This window comes from Alicyclobacillus dauci (genome assembly GCF_026651605.1).
In the GTDB taxonomy this organism is placed as follows: Bacteria; Bacillota; Bacilli; order Alicyclobacillales; family Alicyclobacillaceae; genus Alicyclobacillus; species Alicyclobacillus dauci.
In genome coordinates, this window is sequence record NZ_CP104064.1 from 1,958,281 (window position 1) to 1,983,836 (window position 25,556).

Annotated in this window: 22 protein-coding genes and 1 pseudogene; 11 read left to right on the forward strand and 12 right to left on the reverse strand. The window is 47.6% G+C overall.

What is annotated here, in order from left to right:
- Window positions 1-144: 144 nt before the first annotated feature.
- A complete protein-coding gene (locus NZD86_RS24725; RefSeq protein ID WP_407655224.1) occupies window positions 145-588 on the reverse strand; it encodes a site-specific integrase in 444 nt (147 codons plus the stop codon).
- Window positions 589-741: 153 nt separating this feature from the next.
- On the opposite strand from NZD86_RS24725, the gene NZD86_RS09820 reads away from it, so the two are divergent.
- Together NZD86_RS09820 and NZD86_RS09825 are read left to right on the forward strand one after the other, a co-directional pair.
- A complete protein-coding gene (locus NZD86_RS09820) occupies window positions 742-996 on the forward strand; it encodes a LysM peptidoglycan-binding domain-containing protein (RefSeq protein ID WP_268046336.1) in 255 nt (84 codons plus the stop codon).
- Window positions 997-1,587: 591 nt separating this feature from the next.
- Window positions 1,588-2,049, forward strand: a complete 462-nt coding sequence (locus tag NZD86_RS09825; RefSeq protein ID WP_268046337.1) for a hypothetical protein — start codon at window positions 1,588-1,590, stop codon at window positions 2,047-2,049.
- Between the two features lie 798 nt (window positions 2,050-2,847).
- Here NZD86_RS09825 and NZD86_RS09830 read toward each other — a convergent pair.
- From NZD86_RS09830 to NZD86_RS09840, 3 genes are all read right to left on the reverse strand, one after another.
- A complete protein-coding gene (locus NZD86_RS09830) occupies window positions 2,848-3,018 on the reverse strand; it encodes an asparagine synthase (RefSeq protein ID WP_268046338.1) in 171 nt (56 codons plus the stop codon).
- A 1,177-nt stretch (window positions 3,019-4,195) separates the two neighbouring features.
- A complete protein-coding gene (locus NZD86_RS09835) occupies window positions 4,196-4,534 on the reverse strand; it encodes a hypothetical protein (protein WP_268046339.1) in 339 nt (112 codons plus the stop codon).
- A complete protein-coding gene (locus NZD86_RS09840; protein WP_268046340.1) occupies window positions 4,531-5,133 on the reverse strand; it encodes a hypothetical protein in 603 nt (200 codons plus the stop codon). The genes NZD86_RS09835 and NZD86_RS09840 overlap by 4 nt, the downstream gene beginning before the upstream one ends.
- A gap of 1,275 nt (window positions 5,134-6,408) precedes the next feature.
- On the opposite strand from NZD86_RS09840, the gene NZD86_RS09845 reads away from it, so the two are divergent.
- Both NZD86_RS09845 and NZD86_RS09850 read left to right on the forward strand, forming a co-directional pair.
- Window positions 6,409-6,996 carry a YiiX/YebB-like N1pC/P60 family cysteine hydrolase gene (locus NZD86_RS09845; RefSeq protein WP_268046341.1) on the forward strand — a complete coding sequence of 196 codons (588 nt, stop codon included), beginning with the start codon at window positions 6,409-6,411 and terminating at the stop codon, window positions 6,994-6,996.
- A 228-nt stretch (window positions 6,997-7,224) separates the two neighbouring features.
- Window positions 7,225-7,434, forward strand: coding sequence for a hypothetical protein (locus NZD86_RS09850; protein ID WP_268046342.1), 210 nt, complete (start codon window positions 7,225-7,227; stop codon window positions 7,432-7,434).
- Window positions 7,435-7,677: 243 nt separating this feature from the next.
- Here NZD86_RS09850 and NZD86_RS09855 read toward each other — a convergent pair whose 3' ends face one another.
- Window positions 7,678-8,994: an IS1380 family transposase gene (locus tag NZD86_RS09855; protein ID WP_268046343.1), complete on the reverse strand. Its 1,317-nt coding sequence runs from the start codon at window positions 8,992-8,994 to the stop codon at window positions 7,678-7,680.
- Between the two features lie 2,000 nt (window positions 8,995-10,994).
- Between NZD86_RS09855 and NZD86_RS09860 the strand changes: the two genes are divergently transcribed.
- From NZD86_RS09860 to NZD86_RS09870, 3 genes are all read left to right on the forward strand, one after another.
- Window positions 10,995-11,300 (forward strand): hypothetical protein, encoded by a 306-nt coding sequence (locus NZD86_RS09860; RefSeq protein WP_268046344.1) that lies wholly within the window; start codon window positions 10,995-10,997, stop codon window positions 11,298-11,300.
- Between the two features lie 1,635 nt (window positions 11,301-12,935).
- The gene (locus NZD86_RS09865; RefSeq protein WP_268046345.1) at window positions 12,936-13,289 is read left to right on the forward strand and encodes a reverse transcriptase domain-containing protein; all 354 of its coding nucleotides are present in this window, start codon (window positions 12,936-12,938) and stop codon (window positions 13,287-13,289) included.
- Between the two features lie 142 nt (window positions 13,290-13,431).
- Window positions 13,432-15,414 carry a TOMM precursor leader peptide-binding protein gene (locus NZD86_RS09870; protein ID WP_268046346.1) on the forward strand — a complete coding sequence of 661 codons (1,983 nt, stop codon included), beginning with the start codon at window positions 13,432-13,434 and terminating at the stop codon, window positions 15,412-15,414.
- Between the two features lie 428 nt (window positions 15,415-15,842).
- Here the strand turns inward: NZD86_RS09870 and NZD86_RS09875 are convergent, their stop codons facing one another.
- Window positions 15,843-16,664, reverse strand: coding sequence for a MerR family transcriptional regulator (locus NZD86_RS09875; protein ID WP_268046347.1), 822 nt, complete (start codon window positions 16,662-16,664; stop codon window positions 15,843-15,845).
- 365 nt (window positions 16,665-17,029) lie between these two features.
- On the opposite strand from NZD86_RS09875, the gene NZD86_RS09880 reads away from it, so the two are divergent.
- The gene (locus NZD86_RS09880; protein ID WP_268046348.1) at window positions 17,030-17,329 is read left to right on the forward strand and encodes a hypothetical protein; all 300 of its coding nucleotides are present in this window, start codon (window positions 17,030-17,032) and stop codon (window positions 17,327-17,329) included.
- Window positions 17,330-17,403: 74 nt separating this feature from the next.
- Here the strand turns inward: NZD86_RS09880 and NZD86_RS09885 are convergent, their stop codons facing one another.
- Window positions 17,404-18,189 carry a DUF1836 domain-containing protein gene (locus NZD86_RS09885; RefSeq protein ID WP_268046349.1) on the reverse strand — a complete coding sequence of 262 codons (786 nt, stop codon included), beginning with the start codon at window positions 18,187-18,189 and terminating at the stop codon, window positions 17,404-17,406.
- 185 nt (window positions 18,190-18,374) lie between these two features.
- Here NZD86_RS09885 and NZD86_RS09890 point away from each other — a divergent pair, with 185 nt between their 5' ends.
- A complete protein-coding gene (locus tag NZD86_RS09890) occupies window positions 18,375-19,475 on the forward strand; it encodes a DUF2653 family protein (RefSeq protein WP_268046350.1) in 1,101 nt (366 codons plus the stop codon).
- A 223-nt stretch (window positions 19,476-19,698) separates the two neighbouring features.
- On the forward strand, window positions 19,699-19,986 hold the full coding sequence (locus tag NZD86_RS09895; RefSeq protein ID WP_268046351.1) for a hypothetical protein: 288 nt from the start codon (window positions 19,699-19,701) through the stop codon (window positions 19,984-19,986).
- A gap of 112 nt (window positions 19,987-20,098) precedes the next feature.
- Here NZD86_RS09895 and NZD86_RS09900 read toward each other — a convergent pair whose 3' ends face one another.
- Together NZD86_RS09900 and NZD86_RS09905 are read right to left on the reverse strand one after the other, a co-directional pair.
- A complete protein-coding gene (locus NZD86_RS09900; RefSeq protein ID WP_268046352.1) occupies window positions 20,099-20,728 on the reverse strand; it encodes a TVP38/TMEM64 family protein in 630 nt (209 codons plus the stop codon).
- A gap of 97 nt (window positions 20,729-20,825) precedes the next feature.
- Window positions 20,826-21,614: a putative hydro-lyase gene (locus NZD86_RS09905; protein WP_268046353.1), complete on the reverse strand. Its 789-nt coding sequence runs from the start codon at window positions 21,612-21,614 to the stop codon at window positions 20,826-20,828.
- 144 nt (window positions 21,615-21,758) lie between these two features.
- On the opposite strand from NZD86_RS09905, the pseudogene NZD86_RS09910 reads away from it, so the two are divergent.
- Window positions 21,759-22,972 (forward strand): annotated as a pseudogene (locus NZD86_RS09910) (NRAMP family divalent metal transporter).
- 121 nt (window positions 22,973-23,093) lie between these two features.
- Here the strand turns inward: NZD86_RS09910 and NZD86_RS09915 are convergent.
- From NZD86_RS09915 to pxpB, 3 genes are read right to left on the reverse strand one after another with little or no spacing between them, the layout of a single operon-like run.
- Entirely contained in the window at window positions 23,094-23,858 is a 765-nt protein-coding gene (locus NZD86_RS09915; protein WP_268046354.1) for a LamB/YcsF family protein, read from the reverse strand.
- A gap of 9 nt (window positions 23,859-23,867) precedes the next feature.
- Window positions 23,868-24,872, reverse strand: a complete 1,005-nt coding sequence (locus NZD86_RS09920) for a 5-oxoprolinase subunit C family protein (protein WP_326492651.1) — start codon at window positions 24,870-24,872, stop codon at window positions 23,868-23,870.
- Window positions 24,869-25,555, reverse strand: a complete 687-nt coding sequence (gene pxpB, locus NZD86_RS09925; protein ID WP_268046355.1) for a 5-oxoprolinase subunit PxpB — start codon at window positions 25,553-25,555, stop codon at window positions 24,869-24,871. The genes NZD86_RS09920 and pxpB overlap by 4 nt, the downstream gene beginning before the upstream one ends.
- Window position 25,556: the final 1 nt, after the last annotated feature.

Genomic DNA, 25,556 nt, shown 5'->3' on the forward strand with positions numbered 1-25,556 from the left:
TTGGGTTAGCTAAACCCGAAACAAGGTAGCCCCTTCTTGACCTGTTGGGGGCTAGTTCAAGAGCGGGCTCCCGTGAATTGTGAATAAGAATCGAACAAAAACGCGGTATGTTCTCAGACCGCCATTATATGACGACGGAGAACACTAATTGGTCCCCTTTTGTCTCTTAAAAATCAGTTCATCAGATTCTTTGGGACTTCTTTCTGTAACCCCGGGTAGCACATGCGGACACGCATCCAGTTTAATGTTAATGGTCGCATGTCCTAGACGTTCGGCCACCACTTTCGGATGTACTCCTTGCTGTAAGACAAGGCTTGCATGTGTATGTCTTAAGTCGTGAAATCGTATTTTAGGAACCTGGGTCCGCTCAATTGAACGGAACCACGAATCATCAAAAGTATGAGGGAACATTGGTCTCCTGTCTTCCCGTGCAATTACGAGATCGTTATCTTCATATGCCGGACCAAATTGTAACCGCTCGCCGGCTTGTCGCACCATGTGCATTTTTAAGGCATCGATTGTCTCAGGCGATAGGGCAACTAACCGACGACCTCGTTCCGTTTTTGGCTCTTGAAATTGGGGGCTCACCAGAGACAAAAGTTAGGGTACGGTTTAATAATCACTTAGGTAAAATCCCCGTGTTTCTTTTTTTCGTATGGGCGGATAACCACTCTTTTTCTGTACTTCTGTCATACGTTGGGTCATGAGTCTACCCAATATGTGAAAGGGGATAATATTTAAATGGTTAGGTATATGGTTCAGCCAGGAGATACCTTGTGGGAAATAGCAGCAAAGTATCAAACCAGTATCGAAGCGATTGTCCATGCCAATGGTATTAAAAATCCAAACTACATTCAGGTAGGGCAAATTCTTCGCATACCGACTCGGTTATTTGGACATCCCAAACACCATTATGACTATGATGAATCGCCAAGCGATAAGTACTACGGTTACAAAAAACACAAGCATCACGGTTACCCGGGTTATGATGACTAGTAGATTAAAGAGTCCTATTATAACGTCACGGTTCCCATACAGTCAATACCAAAGCAAGGTGAGACAGTCATGACGTACACGAGTTCTACTAATAAGTTCGCTCCCTCCATGTTTGCTGTGTACAGCCACTGGCTCTTTGATAAACCGTGTACGTTATACCGAAGCGGTTAGAACCCGTTAAGGTTTGCAAGGAAGATTAGAAAAGCACTTGATCTTTTAAACACGTGAAAATATCTATCCAACGAGCTGACGGAGCTAGAGAGGTATGCGTTGTGTCGCGAGAGGGAAGTTGCCTATGCGTAGTACGAACTATCGATATACCGAGCGCTCGGGTGTCTTTTCTCTCCTTCGCATATGACCACCCCCAAAAAATCGTTTCAAGTTCCTTCTACTCGGGCTAATTATCCCCCTACCTCAGTTAACGTATGATGGATAGAGAATGAATTCGACGAGTTTAGTCTAGGACGGTAAAACGCGAGTGTATGACCTATGGGCGCTCGCCCGTCTAGAGTGCGTTTAGGCGGCTGAGTAGAGAACGTCTTAGAACATCGGCCCATATGATGTGTGTAAAAGTTGAAGAGGAGATGTACTATGGAACCTTTACAAGATACACGTACGGCATATTCAGATGTGCTAAATCAGATTGAACTAAGCATTAAAGCGGAACAGGTGTTTTGCTCAATTGTTACACAGATGAAGTATCTTCCTCAATTCACAGACCAAGCCGCTCTGCGTACAGTGCATAGAGAAAACTATCAAACCAGCTATCATCGCAATACAGCAGCTGGTAATCTAGAACGTTTGGTCGCAGGTGACTCGGATGAACTGTTAATACTGATGACAGTTGAATGCTTCATTGAGACAAGGCAACATGATAAGGTTGCGGAAACCGCACTCGGTAATATCGCCGTTACTGCTCCGGAAGATAAGAAGTGGATCGTAGCGGCGACAGAGTGGCATAGGAGAAGAAAACAACATTTAAAATATGCAGCACGAACCCTTCGGGCCATGATCGGATCGGAGTTATGGAACAAAGGCGCATCGTTGGTTTAATAAGGTTTGAAAACAAAATTGTTCCTTTCTCTCTTCGGCGGTTTTTTTGTTGAGTGAAAAATGCCTTACGAGAACAACCTGTAGCGACACAAACTTCGATACCTTCAAGTGAGCAATACATGTAAAAATATTTTAGTGGTTAGATAACGAACCCTATTTCATCTAGAGAGGAAGCGGAAGAAACTAGAGCGCATGGTGTCGTCCGTTCACACCCATGAGCGCAGACGTGAAGTAGAGGCGAAGGGTAACAGACTAAGGGGAAGAGACAATAAACCTGGGCCAAATTGGGCAATCTATAATAAGGTGGATTAAACTCAAGTGGTGGTGGCGTGATTTTTCTTATAACCTCCGTCATCGTTTTGAATGGGCTAACTATTCTACTAATATCAAGAAACAGTCCGTTGAGGAAGATACCATTGGGGCATTTACGGATGAAGATTTACAACTGCTGTTGGAACTGCCTGATGGACACACCTATGCAGGACTCCGTTATTACGGCTTGTGCGCCTTCTGGTAGAAAATAGGTTAAAACATGAGTGGTCCACACGATATTCACAAGATTCTGTGGATAACTAGGGGAGATGTGGACATGCCAAGAACACCATTCCTAACGTATGACAAACGACTAAAAACGGAATCGTTTAATCCCCATTGTGTCGGGTGAGTTACAGTAAAACAATAGTAAGTCAACAGTGTAATTGCTCGAGGAAGTTTAAGCAGAGACAAAGGATGCCGGATTAATCGAGTACTACCCGATTCTTGATGGAGTGCTGGTGCAAGCACTCCATCAAGTTGACCCTAGCGTTGATGTTCCATCAAATCAATTACCCCGAGCAACGCTTGTGCCACACCAAACGAAGTAACTGACCAGCTAACAGTAGGATTCATCCTGCTTTGTCGCATCGCTATACCAGTGGCAGTGACAGCAGCGCCTAGAATAGTTGGAATCAACCCTTCTCGTACTCCCATGTCATCCACCTCCGGTTTGTCTAGGATCTTGGTTAATATAGACCGATCCCGCGTGAATTATTTTATATCGAGGATTGGCATCGACGGGGAATCTGACGGAGTGTAGTCTAGATGGTCCCTCTATAGGGGAAGCCAAACGTGGTTCGCTCGTCCTACAGAGTACGTTCATTCTTATGGTTAAATCCATGATTTCGATCTTGTGCCCTCTGCAAGAATTCGGCGAATTCACGGTGTCATTTGCCGTTAGGAAGGACAATCTTCCACCGTAGACTAAGTATGTGGGGAAGGGGGAAGAACATTCATGAGGGGTGCAACCGTTTGACCCCTCGGCGTGTCTTTTTTAAGGGATCGTACTGCACAAAGACAATGACAACAAAAAAGAGGGATCGTTTTCATGCGATCCCTTCCCTGAAGTGTAACTTAAAACATTACCATCCCTATCTAGTTACAACACGTGGGTAATGACCAAATATTATAAAAATGTAGGGTAAGCCCCTAAGAGGAATTCCTCTCCCCTTAAAAATTAGTTTGTACGCTCTGGTAACAGGACATTCCTAAAACATACCTCTACCGCCTATTCCGTAATTCCCAACGAACAAACATAATACCGACCCATCCAAAAATGGCTAGAACGGATTGAATGATCACAACTTATACAACTTGCCTTGTTTAAACGTGCAAGGTATTACTGTTTTCGGTTTATAACGACTGTAAGGATACCCCTCATATTGGGGTATCTTCAATATTGTACAGCCACCGAACAAATCTGTAGAAATACGACTTCCTAAATCAGGTCCGGCATTCTTCCTCTTATCCATTGACTCACTCCTCTTTTCTCTGGAAACTCCAATGCTCTGTATCGTATGAAGGGAACTGGAGATTGGAAATGGGCGAGTGCCTAAGTACAACTGCTGTTACAATTTATTGATGGTTTTACGAAGTAAACAGGTGAAGAAGAAAAGAACGATAGACGGTAGTGCTACGTGTTCCTTCCGGCGAAAGGTAGTAATACATTTTATGGCGATGTTGTACAACAAGCAATCGGTCTTGTCTGGGGGCCAGGATTCATTCAATGGCCCCGTCCAATACGAACAGACTAAAGGTGATTAAAATACGATACATTAGGTGAATGTATATCCAGTTATTTTTTGCCACGACAGCCAACCATCCTACTCTTTTATCCGAGCTTCGCCTCTTTGGCCGCCTGTGGACGGGTGCTTTGCACAGCATCAGATCCATGTGAACCAGAGGAGCCAGTCTTCGGGTGGGACTGACTGGAGCTTTCCCGAGTAGATCCGGTCGTTTGCTGCTGCTTCTGCATCATCGATTGTTGCTGGATTTCTTGCAGTTGCATCTGCATTTGTTTCATTTTTTGCATCATCGGCATCATCATTTTCTGCATTTCTGCTTTCATAGCGGGATCGTTCATTAACTGGACCATCAGGCCTACCAATTGCGGGCGCAGGTCGGGGTCTTGTGCGATCGCTTTCATGACTTTCATCTGATTTTGCATCATGCGTTTTTTTGCGTTGGGTCGATCGATGCTTGCTCTGCGACGTCCATCTGGTAATCCAGTACGCTCGGACGTGTATTCAAACTGGCCAAAGCGGCGTACGATTCGTTGATCCCGTCTTTCAACATGCGATCCCGCATTTTTCCATCTTTTAGTGTAGCTTCCCTGGCTTGGAGGAGGATGGCCATCAAGTCATTGCGTTTGACAGGGTCTTGAGTGATGCTACGTAAACCGGATAGGTTTAGGTCCATATACCGGTCTTTTACCAATGGGTCAGCCAATGCTTTTTCCGACACGGCCATGTTTACCCCAGCCATTTGCCGGGCAATCTGGGGCTCCTCCGCCATGCCCTTCTGCTCCCGTAAATTTTGCTGGTATGCCTCCGCCTGAACCGATGAATCCGATTGAACCGTTTTTTTCCTTCCCTCCAGAAAAGCCCGCTGAATCTCAGCATCCAGAGCCATTTTTTGAATCATGCCCCGGACCTGGGTACCGACCTCGGCTCCACCCTGTGGCTTCTGCTGTTGCTGTTGCGGAGAGCATCCGGTTGTCCCCAAAGCCAAAGCGATAGATACGGCCACAACTCGTCGCCGAGCTAGCATCTTTTGCACCATCCCTTGTTTTAATTCAATTGACTCACAGTTGATTTCTTTCTAGGATGCAAAAGCGGTCCTATTTTATTCCGAATCTGCGGGGACACGGAAGAGTTGACAAGCCACAGACGCGGATGAATGAAGATCATGTTGAGAGCTTCATTAGCATGTTTTGAAAGGTAAGTGGACGATTAAAGCGTGAAAAGTGCTTTAATCGTCCATGTTACCCCACCAGAACATCGGCATCATAATGATTCCGATACCTGGTGATGGGCGAACATGGATTACTGTTGTTGCAATATCTCCAATGAATTCTCCAGAATTGCATTGACTCTTGATCTGGATTCGTTCACCGGATCGGGCTAACTGACTATCTTTGCGAATGGTTGGTGAGCCCGTTATTTAGAGGTGATTTTTGCAATGTGGACCGAAGGTTGCGACGAGACAATTCATTGGAGATAACGATTACAAGCCGCACAATCCCCATGCAGAAACACCTCCGTACATAGCCTGTCCCGATACTCTTATGCCACACTTCGCAAGATCGACCAATATTGTATTCCTACTGAGCAAGCGTAAATGGTGTCTTTTGTGGAAGCATTATTACTGAAGCATGGATAATTAATTCACTGCCGAACTGGAGACTCTCATGTATGGCGAGTGAACTACACATATTACCGCCTATACTACCTAGGAGGGGATTGAACGTTATGATCGGTTTATAGTCAAGTAAAATAGAGGTTAGCAGTCCTAAAAAGTGCGCGGGTGAGCTTTAAACAATTTGCTCTGAACCCCAAAACCAGCAGGCAAAGCAAGTGTATACAGATGCCGTAAATCAAACAAACACCATCGTTAGTACATGGGAACAACGTGTTTAACCGCTAGAACAAGAGGAACCACAGTACAAACAATCGTCGTTCTCAAATAGTATGCAAGACGCCAGCTGGTACTAAGCCGCTTTGTCTTTTTCGGTCACCTAGCTTTATTGTGGAGAATGAATGTTTGAGGTTTCAATAGGTGAATAGTATTAAGACTCCCACGTAAAAAAGGATCATGGATCGGTTATCTGTCCACATAATACGTTTGATGTCACCCAACTACATTTAGGAATTAGTGATTGAATTCAAGGTAATTCGGAAATTGTAATCGGGTGGTTGAGAACGTTGAGTCTGTGAGTTGTCTCCTGTCGATTAGTCACGGCATGAAACGAAAGGGTGAGTCTCAATACACCGCCTAAGATGGTTATTCTACGTGTTCACCCTCTGCCTTTGTGTTGCATTCATTGTGGCTCCTAACGGCTGGTTCAATCGTTCGCCTACGCTACTACTAGCACATTCACTCAGCGGACAATTGCTTCAAGGGAATTTTAATGGGCGACATAGTGGCCCCAAGGCCTCTGTGGATTTTCACATCGCGGAACAAGGAGATATCATCTTATGCCACAATCCACATGGCGCATACGGGTACTGGACACATGCTGTGTTGTATGTCGGGAACGAACAAGTGATAGATGCGACCGACTTCTCCCGCGGAACAAAATTACAAAGTGTGAATAATTACCGGGACTACGATGAAGTTATGATTCTTCGACCGAAAGTTCCGGTCAAATTGCGGAGAGAAGCAGCACAAGTTGCGCGAAAGGAAGTTGGAATACCATACGACCCGCTGGGTTTCTTAGGGGATATTCATTCGGTCTATTGCAGTAAGCTAGTTTGGCAGGTGTACTCGAAGGTTGGGGTTCAGCTGTGTGCTGTACATGGTTGGGTACTACCGGATCACATTGCGAACAGTCCGCAAGTAGCTTGCATTACCCACTGGAGTGTATTCGGGAGGTTAGGAAACTATGTGGGGCGTAAACAAAGCGTTCCTTAGAAGCTATATCTTATTAAGCCTGACATCATTCATTTGCTTAGGTCACCCATGGATCCAGCGCATACTCGTTCTCGCATGGATAGGGAACACAGTACGAATCAGTGATAATGCACGGCACAATGGCATAGAGCTTTTTAACTTCCTATGTCTTGCCTTTGTCAGTCAATTTACAGGTGTCGTCCTGACATTTATAAGCGTTTGGTCTATGATATCCGGAAAATTTGGTGAATGGCCAAGTGGACTAATGGAAGTTTGGTATCATCCATTCATACCTATTCTAGAAATGATCCCTCCGGGCCATTTGGGGAATTGGTCCTACATGTACTTGGCAACATGCCTCGTTCCAGTTGGTATGATTTGTATAAGTTGGGTATGTTGGATGATCGGGCAGTTTCCATTGAACGTAAGGCGGAATCCATGACGGATATTACCAACTAAAATAAATGATCCGTTGTTGATATTTACCCTGAAATATTCATGGCAAGGTGAATCGAAGGTCGGAAATGGGTAAAACAGTAAAACTTCGAGCCGACGGAGTCTGGATTCGGGACTTTTTGTGCTTGAATTACGCATGTTCACGACCAATGGTGATGCATGGGATAATTTGGGTTTCTGAGAGGGCATAGCTGTCCCTTGTCTGGTGCTTGGGATCTTTGTATCTGTCGTGCGGGCTTAGTCTCCTCAGCCGGTCTGGGGCAGCCGAGCCAAGTTGTGCAGCGTTTGAATGAACTCTCTCCGATACACGCATGAACTGCATAGTTTCCATGTCCAGTATCGACCGGAATGTACCAGTCTCCCCGCGATTTTGACCAACTGATTACGCAACGTTTCCATCCGGTTAGATTTCATCTTTTTTGGCAAACACAAACGGCGAAACCAGTTGTTGAAGTTATAGGCCAGCATGGCAATCTGCAGTTTCACAGCGTTCGACTCAAAGTCTGTGCTGCTCATCATATCGCAAGCAAATCCCTTCTTGGCTTCTTTGATGAAGTTTTCCATGTGTCCGCGCTGGCAGTAAAAGCGAACCACGTTCTTGGGCTGCAGCGTCATGTTGGTCACAATGAATGTAAATTGAAACAAGAGCTCTCCTGCAGGACGTTCCATCTTCACGACCACACGGCGGGCCTTATCCCAACTCCCAGCTTGGTACATGAATTCCCGGTAATGAACTTGGCGTTTGTGTAAATTGTCCGAGTTCAGCAGTGGATCTGCCATGGCTTGTGCAATCGATTGTAAGCGAGCGTTCGACTTGAGGCGGATGACATATTTATGGCCTTTGGCTTCTGCCAGGTCAAACAGCCCAGGAACGGCAAAGCCACTGTCCCCTCGAAGGACGATGAGTGCGTCAGGCACCCATTTCTCATAGCGTTTCAGGATGGGTCCGACAAATCGAACCACTTGGCGTGAGGTGTAAACGTTTCCCGCACGAAGCTCAGCCCGCAGGCAATCGCCGGTCAATCCGTCAAAGCAAAACAATGGATGAAACCCATGTTGTTGGTAGTGGTAATTGTAATTCGCGCCATGTTGATGCCCATAAGCAGCGAAGCCAGAGGAATCCAAATCGAAGACAAATTGGTCTTGAGGACGGGCAGCGTACACCCGTCGTTGCAGCGTTTCATTCACACGTTCGAGGGATAGTGCAGTGGCTATGTCCGCTTTTTCATTGAATCGAGACAGCGTAGGTTGTGAGGCCAACCGTTCTTTTCCGAGCAGCGCTGTCAGGAGTGGCTCAACAGCCAAGTCATCCGCAGCGTCGTCTGTGTGATACCCAGCGAGATGCTGATATACTTTTTGAAGCACCACGTCGCTGTTTGGGTGGTCCCGGTGAAAAACGGGGTCGTGAACCACAAGCAGTTTCTTAACTGCTTCTGACAACCCCAACTTTTGATCAAATTCCCTGTATAGGAGCAAGCCAGCATCCGAGGTTAAGTCACCACCAGCGAAATTCATTTTCATCCTCGGGTTGAAGTTCAGGGTGTAATCTTGTACGCTGTTCAATAAGAGAGCCCCCTCTGTGTGTTTTGATTCGACACCTTAACACTACCAAAGGTTGGGCTCTTTCTCTATGCAGATGTGTCACTTTTCGGGTGAAACGTCAAATTCTCATCAGATCTTGCACTACTTCGATATCTTGCCCCTCTACGATCACGCTATGAATATTTCAGGTTTACTTCACTCTCTTACCCCAAACCTCTCATACATCGTGAGCATCATCGTATCTCAAACACTTTATGGCACGATATTCGATTTGAAATTCTCCTAGTGGGGTATGTAGAGTGCGGGTCAGAAACATCCTCCTGCAACCGAACAGCATTAATAACCATTTATAACAAATCTAAATAACTGTAACCAATGAACAGGTGTACATCGACCAGGATGATTACACGTACATAGGGGGATGGTACCTTGAACTTTCGAATCAGCACTTCCATAGTGACGTGTATGCTAGGGATTCCTATGTTGGTCGCTCTCGTCGTTCGGTGGGTCAGAAATTTCTTCGCGAGACATAAACGTACTTAACTGTGTCTGATGTGCATGATGATTTGTAGAACTGCGGCTAATGGCAATTGACCTTTCTTGTGGGACTATGAGGACATATAATGCATCATCAAGCCCTATAGACAAGAAATATCCTGGGAGTTTTTACAGATGTCTTGAACTGTTTTATTGAGGACATTCATATGACATCGGCAAGGGACGTCTACGGGTTGAGCAGGGGAAATGGGGATGTCGGTGGGATGCCACGCATGTTGGCGTTGGCTCACATTGTGGCGGGCGTGGCATCCCAAAGACGTGATGTATCATATGCACCTTTTATCTAATGGAACACATAAGATCTTGACGGACATGTATCGGTCTATAGAGATATCCACGCTCGTTTACTGTGTTGTCCCCCACAGTGTTTTGTACAGCTCAATTACCATGTTATGGACGGTATGGGGGACTTGTTAGCACTGTCACCGTGTTGCTTTCGCTACGTGTCCTATGTGCCATTTAGTTTGTACTTGGGAGGAATGCCTCTTCACATTTGCCCAGTTATCACCCATTAGGGCTTGCATATACGTTCCCTTCGTGTAAAAGGGAAAACATCCGTGTTCGTAAACAAACCCCATGCAAGAAGGTGGTGACGTGAACAGACGCGGAGCCAAGACACGTAACGGCGTGACGGTATACCCTGCAAGAACGCTCCGATGAAAAATGGCCGCTGCCTGAAGGGCAAGAAAAACGCCCTTGTCACCGGCGAACGAGAGACGATATGGCATTTCACGGATCATGAGCGGTCTTGGTTATCAATGTGGATCGAGACGTCTTGATTCAACTGGATTATGAAATTAACCTAGTGACGGTCCGAGAACGTTGGATGTTCAATGCATCGAGGAATTGCCCGGGGGTAACGAAATGGGCCAGTGTCCATTGACCGTTCAAAAGGTGAAGATTCCAACGGTCAATTACGCAATGAAACACTCCATGCAGAAGTAAAACTCGAATGAATCCAACGCATTGAAGAAGCCCTTACCAGAGTCCAGACAATGAAAATCCGATTGCTACAAGCGAAATTTTACACGCTTTCGCGGGAAACCAAAGGCGTACTTCATAAGCTAGCACCGGTCATTGAATCTAGCAATCGAATGAGGGATGGAAGCATGAAGATATTTAAAAAATTATCCTACGCATCGATGCTTCCTGTTGTCTTATTACTGCCCGGATGCAGTTCTTACGGAGGTTATTGTCTTCATCACCAACCGTTGTACAATCACTGTTATCATTCAACCTCTCGTGTCATGCATGTGTACCACCATTACACCAAAGCGTGTCGTCCATGTCTATCCATTATTGACAGGGGATGAAATGCTTGACTGCCTTCGCATTCAAACCATGTTCCCCGAAGCAGTTAGACGTCATTGAGAACGCGAGACATATACCAAATAAAAGCCACACGGTATCTACAGGCGGTCCATGACGTATTGACGGGTGAGGAGAAATCTTAGTAACGTGTCATGGGTATTCGCCCGTTGCATAGACGAAAGTCCACTCCATACATTAATCCAGACGTATGGAAAGGATGTGCAGGTGTGAAGAAAAAGGGCGCTAGAAATCGCTACGTCTTGCTTGATTTAGGCGATCATTTTGCTGCTGGTCGGGTGATCCGGAATTCCCCGCACATGATTACACTAGAGGTTCATACCGATAAAGGAAGGTATCGTCCTGGATATAGCAGGGATACCATAAATAAGATGGTTACAATCGACGAACGGACGGCAAAAGCATTAGCACCGTTTTCGTATCCACCAAATTTGATATAATTTCAACCGGGTTGAATAAGGGGGACTAAGCAGACCCAATCGTCTGCTAAATCGTCACTCTTAATTCGGTATTTCGTAAACAAACAACTCCGCACCTCAAACGCAAGTTTGGCATTTTAGTGGTACCTATTTGCGCTCGCCGTAGTACCTCATTTCAATCCTGTATTGTGTACCTTTCATCAGTCAGTACCTCTTTCCGTTAAATCGGGGTAGTCCAGCATTGCAAATCCCCGTGGAACCATATTTGGGTTGATCTAAAGTGGCATGAGGAAATATGCGCAGAACATTGATTGTCATTCTGCTATTAAGATAGCCCCCTATCCGTTATACGGAAGGGGGGTTCGCTGTTTTCGGGGGGCTATAGACATGGCTGTTGAGATTTTCGGACATACCATTTCCGGTCCGCTCAACAAGCGGGTACCAATGGGGAGCGGCTTACAAGTATAGCCCACCAAAATGAGTACCCTAGAGGCCCAGCTATAGCAGAGCCAACAATCGGACCCAACACTCAGCACCCCATTTGCCTTGCGCGTGTCAAATGTGGACTCGTCTACGGTTGCACAAATGGGACCAGGTAACCCGGCTACGCCCTTTCCTCTCGGTGGAGAAGCTCGTCAGTGGGTTTATCGCATGGGCTTGACTGCGCTCAGGGGCAAAGTGCTCGGAGATGCTCAGAAGTTGGTGCGCACTCTTATAGCGCTGTGTAATTTCTTAAACCGGGCACTGGTAGGATGGCGATCGTTTTACCTGACGGAATACTCGGCTCCCCGGGTGTTGGGATGCGTTCGCAAGTTGATTCTACGAAATACTACCGTCTTAGCGAGTATTGATCTTCACCCTGACACTTTTCAGCCGAGCGTTAGTGTGCAAACAAGTGTGTTGGTGTTACAAAGAAAAACCGATATAAACCCTTATGCAATAAGGTTTTTCTCAATGAACCGATATGAGAACCCGTCGTAGTAGCCCACGACACTATGTCTTGAGTGAGCAAATAACACTCGAGGAAGCCACAGGCCGTATAAACCAACCCACCTAGTATGTATCATGTAAGATGCAGCGCGGAAGAACCCTCCGATGCATAGGGATCCGCATGTAGTGACAGTTGTGTCTGGAACTAGGGAGACCCTCCCTCGCACGACCGGATTGGTCGTAAAACACAAGCCTATAAGCCCGAAGGGTGAAGTGGTGAGCGGCGAGAAGGGAGTTGGAGAGGGTGCTAGTACCAATGAACGCGGGACAACATAACCCGCACGAGGAAAGCACCCTTACTTTGTTCACGGGTATCAATGGAGGTAAGAGCGAGCGAATGCAGTGAAACCTGCTAACTACACCAAAGTCAAAGTTCGAGAACTCCAAAGAACCCTCTACTTTGCTGCGAAGGCGAATGCCAAACGCAGGTTTCATGCTCCGTACGACAAAGTGTACAGGTCAGATGTCATGTGGGAAGCATGGAAACGAGTGAAAGCCAATCGAGGCAGTGGCGGTATCGATGGGTGTGACAATTCAGCACATTGTACAAGAATACGGAGAAATCCAATCGTACGGGACACGCAACGGTAGTTAATAGAAGATACGTATCGCCCCAAGCCAGTTCGGAGAAAGGACATCCCGAAAGGAGACGGTAAAACCCGCCCGTTGGGCATTACCGTTATCCAGGACAGACTGGTACAGATGGCGACGAAAATCATTCTTGAATCCGTATTCCAAGCGGACTTCAAAGACTGTTCGTTCGGGTTCCGACCGAAGCGAAGTGCCAAACAAGTTATCCAGCGAACTCACAAGACGGTGAACTTCGGGAGAGTGTACTGGGTAGTGGATGTAGACATTACCGGGTACTTCAACAACATCTCCCATGACAAACTGCTCCAACTCGTGGAACAGCGAGTAAGCGACCCCAGAGTTCTGAAGCCCAAACATATTGCCGAGTCGACTACCCGCGATAAGAAGAACTGCGTAAGCCAAACTATCCCGCTCAAAACAGAGTCATGAAGGTTGCGGCTAAACATTTTCCAATGTCCACCATCGGTGTGGTAGTGGATCCTTTGTTCTACACGCAAGAATACATGAATATTTTGACTTATGATATGGTACACGAAAATAAACTGACTGATACTTAATTGCGGGGGATCCAATGAATATTGTTATATTTCACAATGGTTCCACTTTGGGTAAACAAATCATTGACACCTGGTACGAAAAGTACAGTCAAACTAGTGAATTTCATGTGGTGCACAACTGCTCACTTGATGATCTAGAAGAATACCGCCCAAAACTTGTCATTTTGGCATCGGATACGCCTTCTGAATTCGAGAACTTGGTATTGGGAAAGTGTAGGGCTTTAAACCTCAGCATCTTGTCTGTGCTTGGCAGGGGATCGACGGTTCTGCTGGGGCCGCTGGAGACTCCAGAAATACCTGGCTGCGTGACATGTCTAGAATTGCGGTGGGAAAATACTTTCGATCGCAGTCTTCTCAATTCTATTTTCAACCAACAAGTCGAAAGTCACGTGGAACCTCTTCATATGCCTTTGATGATGTCTCAATCAGACCTTGTAACGTTGGGAGACATCGTAACCGATGAGATACAGTCTATAATTTTGGAACCCCCGAACTCTCCGAATTCCAAAGGGAAAGTTGGTGTGTACGACCAAGCGGAACACATCGAGTGGGTGCCAATTGTCCCAAGTCACGATTGTCCTCGATGTAACCTTATGCCAGATGACGATCCCGTTCTTGCCCAATTGCAATTCGCTTCTCATATCATCAACGATGTGGAATCGTTGAGAGTTGGAACTGTGGATTTTAACCATTTAGAAGAGTTGTTCGTGCATACCAAGGTAGGTTATATTTCAAACTCTCATGAGTTTTGGAATGGAGACCGTTATGTCGAGGCAGGTGCATATATTTATACGCCTGCTGGGACGGAAATTGCTGGGTATGGCTCGGGTTTGTCCATCACCGATGCGAAGCTATCCGCGATGCTCGAAGTGTTGGAGCGTAGCTGCGGATTTCAGGCGGTGAATCGACGTCCGGTCGTCTTTGGCAAGTATTCGGAATTCAACGACATCGCCGTACACCCATCACAGTTCGGGTTGCACAGCCATGAGTTGTTGCAGTCGCCCAATCATATCCTTGAACCTTTTGATGAAGAGAAGAAGTATTCATGGGTTTGGGCACACTCGACCAAGTATAATAAGTCTGTCCTCATTCCGGAGCAGATTGCCTTTTATGGACCAACGGCTGATGAGAAGCGGTTCATCAAGGAAACGTCTAATGGATGCGCAGTAGGAGGGACCGTGGAAGAAGCTGTCCTGCATGGAACTTTCGAAGTTCTCGAGCGGGATGGATTTCTTAACATGTGGTACGCAAAGATGCCGCTGCCTGAGCTCAGACTGGGTAATCATTGCCCATCTAAAACATCAGAAGTTTTTAATTATTTGGTGGAAAATGGATTTGAAGTTCGCCTGTTTAATATGTCCCATGATCTCAGCATACCGGCAATTTGTGCTGTGGCAATTAACGGAGAGAACGACTTTCCGAAAGTGGTAAGCGGATCCGCGTGCCATTTAAATCCCTATCAGGCTGTCTATGGTGCGCTCCGGGAATTAACTGTTCAAGTGCTTAACCTTCAGCGAACGTCGGAAGAGAGACGTAAAGAGGCAGTTTCCATGTTCTTGGATTCGAAAAAAATCAAGGATATTCTCGATCACGTTGTGGTTGCTGGTTTGCCCGAAGCTTACCCACGTTGGGAATTTCTTTTGAGGCAGGAGAATCGAGGGCAGATTCAGTCAGTCGAAGAAGTATACACCGATGTAGCTCGACGATACCAAATCGATTCACGAGACATTCGACTGATTCTCAATTCGGTACTTGACGATTTACACGGGCGAGGATTTGACGTGATCGTGCTGAACCAAACCAGTGTGGAAGTATCTCACGGTGGACTGCATGCTGTGAAAGTTTTAATACCTGGAATGACTCCTATTACGTTTGGCTATGGCTCTCAAAGAGTTCGAGGACTCTCAAGACTATTCGAATTGCCATATCGAATGGGATATTCCCCACGGGTGATGACGGAAAGAGACCTAAATCAGGATTGCCATCCGTTTTCGTAACACATAGCCCTCTTCCCTATCCAGTGATAAAAAGGCGTCCCCTTATAGGACGCCTGTGTTCGACTTAAATCTGTTTAATTCCACGTTTCTGTGGGGTTGTTTTTTAATCATTTTCCGTTATCTGTTATTAGTATGATCCCGCACAGCTACAGCTACAGCTGGTAGCTGCACCATAACCAACGGCTGGTACAAACAAGAAGAACAGAACAAAGATAATCAAGAACACTACAGCCCATTGAGTATATCCACCAAAAGCTCCATACATGGACGATTCCTCCTTATTGTCAGTGTCTGTATAAATTTATGTCTAGAGGATTGTCCTGTCGAAGGTCACATGACTCAGCACATTCGCCCATTTTGGCAGATTAACGTATATTCAAGCGCTCTGTTGTAGTGATCGTCATTTACGTGAACGAACCGCCGCTTCGTCACTGATTCATAAGGTTAGCTCGATAGATGGCTATTGCTTGATTCAGCAGGGCCTGTTCTTCCTTGGTGGGTCGCGGAATTGGCGGTTTTTCGTCATCTGGGAGTTGATTAAAGTTCTCCCAAAACTTTTTCAACCCGGCCACACGTTCGGGATTTCCTTGCGTAAATGCATCGATTAACTCAAGCTGCACTTTGGCTGCGGCTTGTGCTTCAGGGCTGCCGGGGCTCGCGCCGGCTTTGACCAAGCGTGTCAATTCCGAGTATAGCCAGGAATACTTAGCGTCTACCTCTTTCTGGTGTTCCTCTGTCCAAACTTCACCCTCGAAGCTTTTCTTGCCTTCCTCGGAGTAGGACATGTCGCTGAGTTCCTTGAGCTTTTGCTGCTGTTCCGGTGTAAAGTACTGATTGACCCAATCTTTCTTGGAATCCATTTTTACCACCTGAATCACTTTCACAATGGCGTCCCAATCCCACGATCCACGCTGTACGACTTTCTCTGACTCTGAGATGGCTGAAATGATGGCGTCCAAGTGCTGTCGCTTCTCCAGCATCATTGTCTTTTGCTGGGCCAGGAGCTCGTGGAATGTGTTCCAGTCAGCCGCCTCTAGGCACGCCCGTATCTCATCCAGAGAAAACCCAAGAAACTTAAGTCCCAGAATATACTGCAGACGAGCCAGGTCGTCGTCCGTGTATAGGCGATGGCCACTGTCCGTGTACATCGAAGGGCATAGTAGTCGCTGTTGATCGTAGTATCGAAGGGTTCGGACCGAGACGGAGGCTTTGCGCGCAAATTCGCCCGTGTGATAAAACTTGTGACTCAAGGTGTTCCCTCCTTTCGAAATTGAGGATACAGGGTGACGTAACGTCACATGCAATTGAAAATAAAGAGAAATAAAAATTCTTCTCGGATGCTCCCTTTGCTCATTGGGGCCGATTTATTCAGCAATTGTAATTTTGCAGAAAGAAGTGGGAGCCGTATATACATTGAGAGTGTATAGCCACACACACTCCGTATGCTACACGTTTGGCAGGTAAGGGTTAGTTCAGAAAAACACCAGGTGGTGACAAAAGCGCCTTCAAAAAGCAGGCTGGCACCGCTATATCGGACTTACACAAGCAATTGAACGAATTAACGGGTTGGGGAGCGTATCGTCATGTGGGTTGGTATTCGTATATTCATTCCCATTTGCCGATAATCGAGAAGGATATTAACACAGCTGAATCGGCCATCAGGAAAGGGCCGTTGACACCCGCGGACAACAATGTCCTAAAAGACTTGGATAATGCCCAGAAAATGGCTGTCATTGCCTCCCAGACTCACAACGCAACGGGGTTGCTGTACTTACACCGGATCGCGTCTGATTTGAGTGAATGGTGTTACGGCGATGTCACGGACGGCAAGTATTGGGGCGACACGATCACGTTGAATGGTGACAACGTCGATCAATTGGAACAATACATCAAAGATAATGAAGTAACCGGGTGAAAACCTGCCTGAAGGAGAGGGCGCTAAATGGTGTCAACGGAATCCGTTTGCATTTGTCCATTTACATGACTTTGTTACGTCAGTTGCTTCCCAATAATCGTTGTCGACGCCAAAGTTTTTGCTGTTACTTGGAAGTTCGAAGCTTGTAATGACAGCACAGCGATCACAATGGTACTTTCAATAAAACCTCGCTGTATTTCGTTCAAGACGGGCAGGGTATATGCAAATTCTCGGGCTCTCTTTGCCACTTCTGCAATTGGTGTCCCCTGTCTGCGCAAATCTTCAAAGATGGTCGCATAAGCCGCAAGAAAGTCGACTGGATGAATGAGGTCATCTTCATCCGACGTCGGATCATTGAAAATGAGTGCCAATACTTTGCGAATCGAATCAAAATCTAACGACGATTTCAGATCTTCAATGATGAAGATTGTGGCCATCTGTTCGACTGAATATTTCTTGCCCGCTTGTGGTGTCGATATTAACTCTTTCACGTCTCGTTTGACCCAGTTCTGGACGGTTGTTACAGACATATTCGCGTACTCCATTTGATTTCCAAGTGCAACGATATCACTGATAGAAAACCCGATTTTTGCCCGCGACTGTTGCCTCATATTAATCAGCTTTTCCAAAATCGGGGGTACAGAACTCCTCAGTAAGTGTCCGCCAAGTAAGGAACCGACGACGTTTCCCAATCCTTCTTCTGCGCTGACACCGGATATTTCGTCGGTTGCGTCCGCTGATCTGGATGGCGTTCGCACCGATGACAGAACACTCTTCACTACAGTGAGCGCTTCGTTTATTTGCCCTTCCCTCAGGCATACGAGGATTCTTGCCATTTCACTACGGGTAAACTGCGCCACGCTCATCACCTCCAGAAAAGAGTTCTTATGAACCATTATAAGAACCGTCTTCTAACGGGTCAATCGAAAATAAACCATTGACATGTCGAGTATAGGGTCTTATAGTAAGTTCATAACGCAGGTTCATAAGAACCTATTACTTATTTGAAGAGAGCAAGCACTGCAAAGGTAGGAGTGAATGATTGGTGAAACGACTGTTAACAGTCATTGTGGCGTCGACTTTGCTTGTAGCTTCGCCAACTGTAGCATTTGCGAAAGGTTACAGCGGGGGACACAGCTACCATTCGAGCTATTCATCGAGTCATAGCTATACGCCGCCGTCCAGCGGATCGTATGGCGGCTCGAGTTCGTATGGATCAAGCGGACACAGTTCATATTCGGGAAGCGGCAGTTATACCGTGCCGTCCACGAGTGGGTCCAGCGCGTACAAGTCGTCTACCAGCGGTACGTCCAGTTCAAGATCAACTAGTCAGGCTTCGGGTAGTACCTACCACTCAGGCATGAAAACTTCGTCTGGTGGGTCTACTTATAAACCGAGTAGTACCACTACAACGAAGACGACCACCACGAATCGTGTGACCCGGTCGACTTTTGGCGGGTCTTATGGATATGGCTATAACGGTTTCGGGTTCTATCCGGGACACTTCGGAACATTTATGACAGGCTTTTTCCTGGGTAGTATGTTTCACCCATTCGGATGGGGCTTCGGTGGTGGATACTATGGGGGAGGACCAGAGTACATGGAACATCCAGGCTGGGGTGGCCCGGGTTATTCGCCCGCGCTGTCGTGGGTCGGTATTATTGTTGACATCTTAGTATTACTGTTACTGGCATGGCTGGTGTATGCAATCATCCGTGCGATATTCAGACACGGGCGTCGGGGTCCAAGGCGTTACGAACCTGTCTATAACAACGGATACGAACCAATGTACGATGAGGATTACGAAAGGGAAACGGTCGAAACGACAGAAACGATTCGGACAGATAGGACTCCAGCATTCCTTGATGAACAGGCCGTATGTGACGCGTGCTGCGAGTACACAGCAAGGAATCGAGGCTGTGCTCCTCAGGATGTCTCGGTGGACCTCCTGTTCAATCGGAATACAGGCTTTGCAGCCGACATCTTGGTGAACGGGCAGACAGCTCCGTCGCTTGATGAGCAGGAGATGGTTGAAGCCATCAAACAATTTGTAGCAAGCCGCGAGCATGTTGCCGCTGGAATGGTCCATGTAGACCTGCAGTTCCACGATGGGCAAGGTGTTCATGCTTCGGCGAACATTGCTTAACCGTATAAACGACAATGGGCGACTCCATACAGGGGTCGCTTCTTTTTTATGGACAGTATTGATGCTGAAGGATGGATGCTGGATGAACTTGTGCATATAACCAGATTGTGAATATCGCATTCGTGCATGGGGACCCTACAATTCGCGAACGATCATCTATCCGGGCATCAAACGTCCCAGAAGGCGGTGCGGTTCGCTACATCACGGCAAATGAGGTTCTGCAATGACGTACACAGAGTATGTCGGGAGGATTGCCGACATTGGTGAGTTTGTACCAGTCCTGGCCAGTGACAGATTAGAGGCCTTAAGAAAGTTTACGGACGTCGCTTTAGATTCGTTGTACATGGAGTCGCAGGCTCCTAATGGATCGCTGGACCGACAACATAGTGTCTACGAATTCCACTTGGTGAAGTTGAAAGATGGATCGTTTTATGTTCTCGAAGATGACCCGAAACCGCAATTCGATCACGATTCAATAGAAAAGGTTTATATCAACGTGCCACTAACATAATCCGAACAGGGACCCGGGCAACTGTCGAACCCCTGTTTTGTTGGATTGTGTTGTCGAGGGATATGAGCGGCAATTCGGACTGTCCGTAGCGATGGTCGTGTTTGAAGGCGTTTCAATCAATTCGTTTGTGTTTCTGCTCTCTTAGTAGGTAGATGTAGGTGAGGACGAGTACGAGCAGGTAATAAGCAGCGTAAATGAGAATCGCTACCAGCTTATTACGGGTCATCTCTCTGCCGGCGAAGTTGTACAAGATATTTACGGGCAGTTTACCAAGAAGAGATGCAAAGAAAAATGAAACCCATGAGATTTTGCTGAGGCCTGAAAGGACGTTGACGAGCGTGGTCGGTATGATTGGGATCAGCCTCGCGACAAATACGGTGCCAAATGCGTGATGTTCAAAATAGGACTCGAATTGCTTTGCTTTCGGATACTTGTCGATAATTTTCTGCGTCCATGAGGAAAATCCGAATCGGACCAAAAGAAACATCACGATGGTTCCCAGCATCGCACCTGTTAGGGTAATAGCCGTCCCTTGCCAGGTGCCATAAACACTTCCCACAAGTCCTGCAGCCACGAAAAATGGAACCACGGGAATAAAAACGAGTAATGCAATGAATACAATGCTGATTCCGATGGCGATATCCCCGCCACTTTTCATGGTTTCTGTAAACCAGTTTTTTTGCGTCACCGCGATGACGATGATTCCTGCAATCAACAAGAGTGAGATGATTTTTCGCGTCATATTGGGTTCCTTTTCAATATTTTTATAGTCCGTACCCATTATACCCGGATACAAGATGGGCGCTCGGCTTCCGCAGGAGCCGTAGCGCCCAGCACATTTATAGAATTGAGTAATCTTCGTCTCGTTTGTCCGTGATGAACATGTGTCCCGGGGCATGGGTGATCATGATGTCCGGTTTCACATGCATGGCAATGGCTTGGGGCGTGACGCCGCAGGCCCAAAAAACTGGGACCTCATTGTCACGAATGGATACCGAGTCACCAAAATCCGGTTTCGAGACATCGTTGATACCGATGACCGATGGATCACCGATGTGAACGGGTGCCCCGTGAACCGACGGGAAGCGCGAGGTGACTTGCACTGCCCGAACGACATCTCGATGGGCCACAGGCCTCATACTGACCACCATAGGGCCTTCAAAGCGTCCGGCTTTCACGGTTTGGATATTCGTTTTATACATCGGGACGTTGCAATTTTCTTCAATGTGACGGATGGGTATACCGTTGTTCATGAGAGGCTGTTCAAATGTAAAACTGCACCCTATAAGAAAGGCTACCATGTCGTCATTCCAATATTTCGTGATGTTGTCAACTTCGTTCGTCAGTTCCCCGTGTTCATAGATCCTGTACTTCGGAATATCGGTTCGCAAGTCCGCGGTGGGTGCGACAAGGCGCGGAACAGGGGAGCCTGGCTCTGTTACGTCAAGGATTGGGCAAGGCTTTGGATTGCGCTGACAGAACAACAGAAACTCAAAAGCTAAGTCCTTTTTTAGGATCGCTAGATTTGCTTGTGTAAACCCGCTGGCCATACCTGCGGTTGGACGGGTCCAATCGTTGCTGCGAATCAGTGCGCGTGCTTCTGAAGGTGACATCTTCTCCACGTTCATTCTAGCTGTCCTCCTATGTAATATCGGTGGGATGATTTCATGCCGGACAACTGTGATAGTTACACAGGATATTTACGAGTCGTCCGTAATGTCTGTATAATCTATTCTATTCCAAAAAACTAGTGAATGAAAAGAGGTGCTGTGATGAGCAATCGCCCCACGGTGATGAAGGCAGGGGCAGTCTCCACATTGATTGGTGCCGCCTTCTTGATGGCCACGTCTGCCATCGGTCCGGGATTCTTGACACAAACCGCCGTTTTCACTCAGAAATACGGCGTCAATTTCGCGTTTGCCATTCTGGCATCTATTATCCTGGACATTGGCGCGCAGATGAACACATGGCGTGTCATCGGTTACACCGGCTTGCGCGGCCAGGAAATCGGCAACAAAGTACTACCAGGCCTTGGCGTCCTGATTTCCATTTTGATCGTCATTGGCGGATTGGCCTTTAACATTGGCAACTTGGCCGGTGCTGGGTTAGGGCTCAATGTTCTGTTCGGACTCAACACCAAAGTCATGGCTTCTGTCTCAGCGCTCATCGCTATATTTATCTTTCTGTCGCGAAATGCTGGACGTGTGATGGACCGGGTTGCTCAAATTCTCGGGATTATCATGATTATCCTGGTCATCATCGTCATGGTTACCAGCCACCCGCCTGTTGGCAAGGCTGCAGTAGCGAGTGTGCTCCCAGCGAGCTATGGAGCCATGATGCTACCCATGATCACGTTGGTTGGCGGTACCGTTGGCGGCTACATCACATTCGCGGGCGGCCACCGCTTAGTAGATGCGGGTATCTCGGGAGAGGAACACCTTGGCGAAGTGACGAAATCGTCGTTTAGCGGCGTCATCATCACTGGTTTCATGCGCGTCTTCTTATTCCTCGCCATACTTGGCGTCGTCACCGCTGGGCACGTGTTAGACAGTCACAATCCGCCTGCGTCCGCGTTCCACTTTGCGCTTGGCGTGGTTGGCTACAAGTTCTTCGGTATCGTTCTTTGGAGCGCCGCGATCACGTCAGTCGTCGGGGCCGCATATACCAGTGCATCCTTCCTGCACGGATTTGGTCCCTGGTTCAAAGAGCACCAAAGGGCAACCATCATCGGTTTCATCGTCTTCTCAACACTCGTTTTCGATCTCTATGGTCAGCCAGCCAAAGTGCTGGTTCTCGTCGGAGCACTGAATGGTCTGATTCTCCCGCTCACGCTCGTGATCATTCTCATCGCTGCCCGGAACAAGCGAATCATGGGGAGAAGTATCGCCATCCCATGTGGCTCTACGTGTTCGGGGTACTAGCCTTTCTCGTTACGCTGTACGCCGCAATTAAATCGTTGGGACAGCTCCCTGGTTTGATGCACTGATACGACCAAAAGAAACGAGGAGGGGGTGTCCCAATGAAAAGACGGGACACCCTTTTTTAGGCAAACAGAACAATCCAATAGGGAGAAAGTTTCGCTTCAACAATCCCGTTAGGGTATGGGATTAATTTCGCCCTATTGCAGCGACTTCGATTCCGCTCTTTGTGAGTTCCGAGCGGATTTCACGAGCGAATTCCAAGGCGTGTGCGCCGTCGCCGTGAATGCATACCGTGTCGGCGCGAATTTGCACGTCGACACCTTGCTGCGACATGACTTTGCCTTCCTTCACCATGCGAATGACCTGTGCAACGGAGTCCTTGCTGTCTTGAATGAGTGCGTCCTTCTGTTTGCGTGGGGTGAGCGTCCCATCCTGCTGATAGGTTCTGTCGGCGAATACTTCACTTGCCGTGCGCAGTCCGATTTTATCGCCTGCTTTGACTAGTTCACCGCCGGATAGACCAAAGAGAATGAGTGACGGATCAACCTCATAAACCGCTTTCGCGATCGCGTCGGCAAGTGTTGAATTGACGGAAGCCATGTTGTAAAGGGCTCCATGTGCCTTGACGTGCTGCATTTGTCCACCGACTGATTTGACGAACCCGTACAGTGCTCCGATTTGATATACGACCATGTCATACGCTTCCTGCGCACTGATATCCATGTTTCGGCGGCCAAAGCCAACGAGATCGGGTAGGCCTGGATGGGCACCAATAGCAACACCTTTTTCGACTGCCATGGCGACGGTTTTGCGCATTGTCGCGGGGTCACCAGCGTGAAATCCACACGCGACATTGGCGGAGGTGACGATATCTAAAATTTCTGTATCCGTTCCGAGCGTGTACGCACCAAAACTTTCCCCCATATCACAGTTGATATCCAGACGATACATGAGCAAAACCTACCTTTCTGATAAGTGCTTGAGAATTGTTTTCAATTGTTTGATGCTCTGTTCCTCTTCACGAATCCACTTTTGTGCCTGTTCCAGCGTAACCAATTCAAAGCCGACTTTCTCGCCTGGGCGAGCCTGGGCGATGATGGGGAGATCGACACGTACGACCTGCGCGATTTTTGGATATCCGCCTATCGTTTGCCTGTCCGCGAGCAAAAGAATCGGGTTTCCGTCGGACGGTACCTGCACGGTGCCACTAGTCACGGCCTCGGAGATCAATTCCACCTGATTTGTCAATTGCAGGGCTTGACCAGACAGTCGATAGCCCATTCGGTCCGATCTCGACGACACCTCGAACCGCCCCTCGAGGAAGGCCGTTCGCGACTCTTCGGTGAAATCCTCAAACTGGTTGCCTTTGACCACACGGAGAACAGGATTCGGTTGATACTTGGGCAAAAATTCGGAACTGACATGCCATTTGGGATAGACAAATGACGATTCCTTTAAGCGACTGACCAGCGTTTCTTTGATGACAAGGGGCGCCGAAGCCTGCTGGCCAATGTCCAAGTAGTCGCCTGTCTGTATGGCGCGCCCGTTATATCCACCGATCCCGGCCTTCAAATATGTACTCGTACTGCCCATGATAGTGGGGACGGCGAACCCTCCTTCAACAGCCAAGTAAGCACGACAGCCCACGGTGGTCGGGGTGAACTCTAAAACGCTACCTGCGCGAACGTACACGGGTCGCCAGTGACGTACCACCTCATTGTTAATTTTGGCGTTCATACCAAAACCCGTAATCGATATCAGGCAATTCTTATTAAACTGGAGTGTGGGACCGGCCAACGTCATTTCAAGGGCCGCGGTGTTCTCTTTGTTTCCCACGAGGAGATTGGCAACTCGCAGTGCAAAGGGATCCATGGCACCGCTGACAATGACACCGAACTTTTGAAAGCCAAATCTTCCTAAATCTTGAATGGTCGTCAGCATTCCTGGATGTAAAACCTTGATCACAGTCTTGAAAACTCCTCTAGCTTAGACTCGTATTCCTCTTCGGTAACTGCGTAGAATCGGACGTGATCCCCTGCGTTCAAAAGGCTGGGGGGATTCTCATTCGGCCGAAACAGCGCAAGGGGGGTACGTCCAATCAGGCGCCAGCCGCCAGGAGTTTCAATTGGATAAACCCCTGTTTGTTCCCCGGCTATTCCCACGGAACCTACAGGAATAGCCAAACGTGGGGAGGGGAGACGAGGAGCGGCAATCTTCTCACTCATGCCTCCGATATACGGAAAGCCCGGTGCGAATCCTATCATGTAGACTAGGTAATCGCCTCCAGTGTGAATGGCGACGACTTCATCCGGTGTCAGGTTATTGTGTGCTGCCACCGCTTCCAAATCGGGGCCGAAGGAGCCGCCATAGCAGACTGGGATATCCACCGTTTTCGGATCGCTTGTCGTTGAGGTCAGCGCATGGTTTGGCAGGCCATGTAACAAATCCTGTACTTCCGGGTATGTTGTGCGGGTCGCATCGTAGAACACCGTGACCGTTGTGAAAGACGGAACACATTCAATCATCCCAGGGAAAGGGTTGTCCTCGAGATAGGAAACCAATGCCATGACCGTCTGGTGATTGAAGTGACTTATCTCGTTTCCGACGCGTATGACGATAGCTGAATCACCAAGCGGGTACAATTCCACT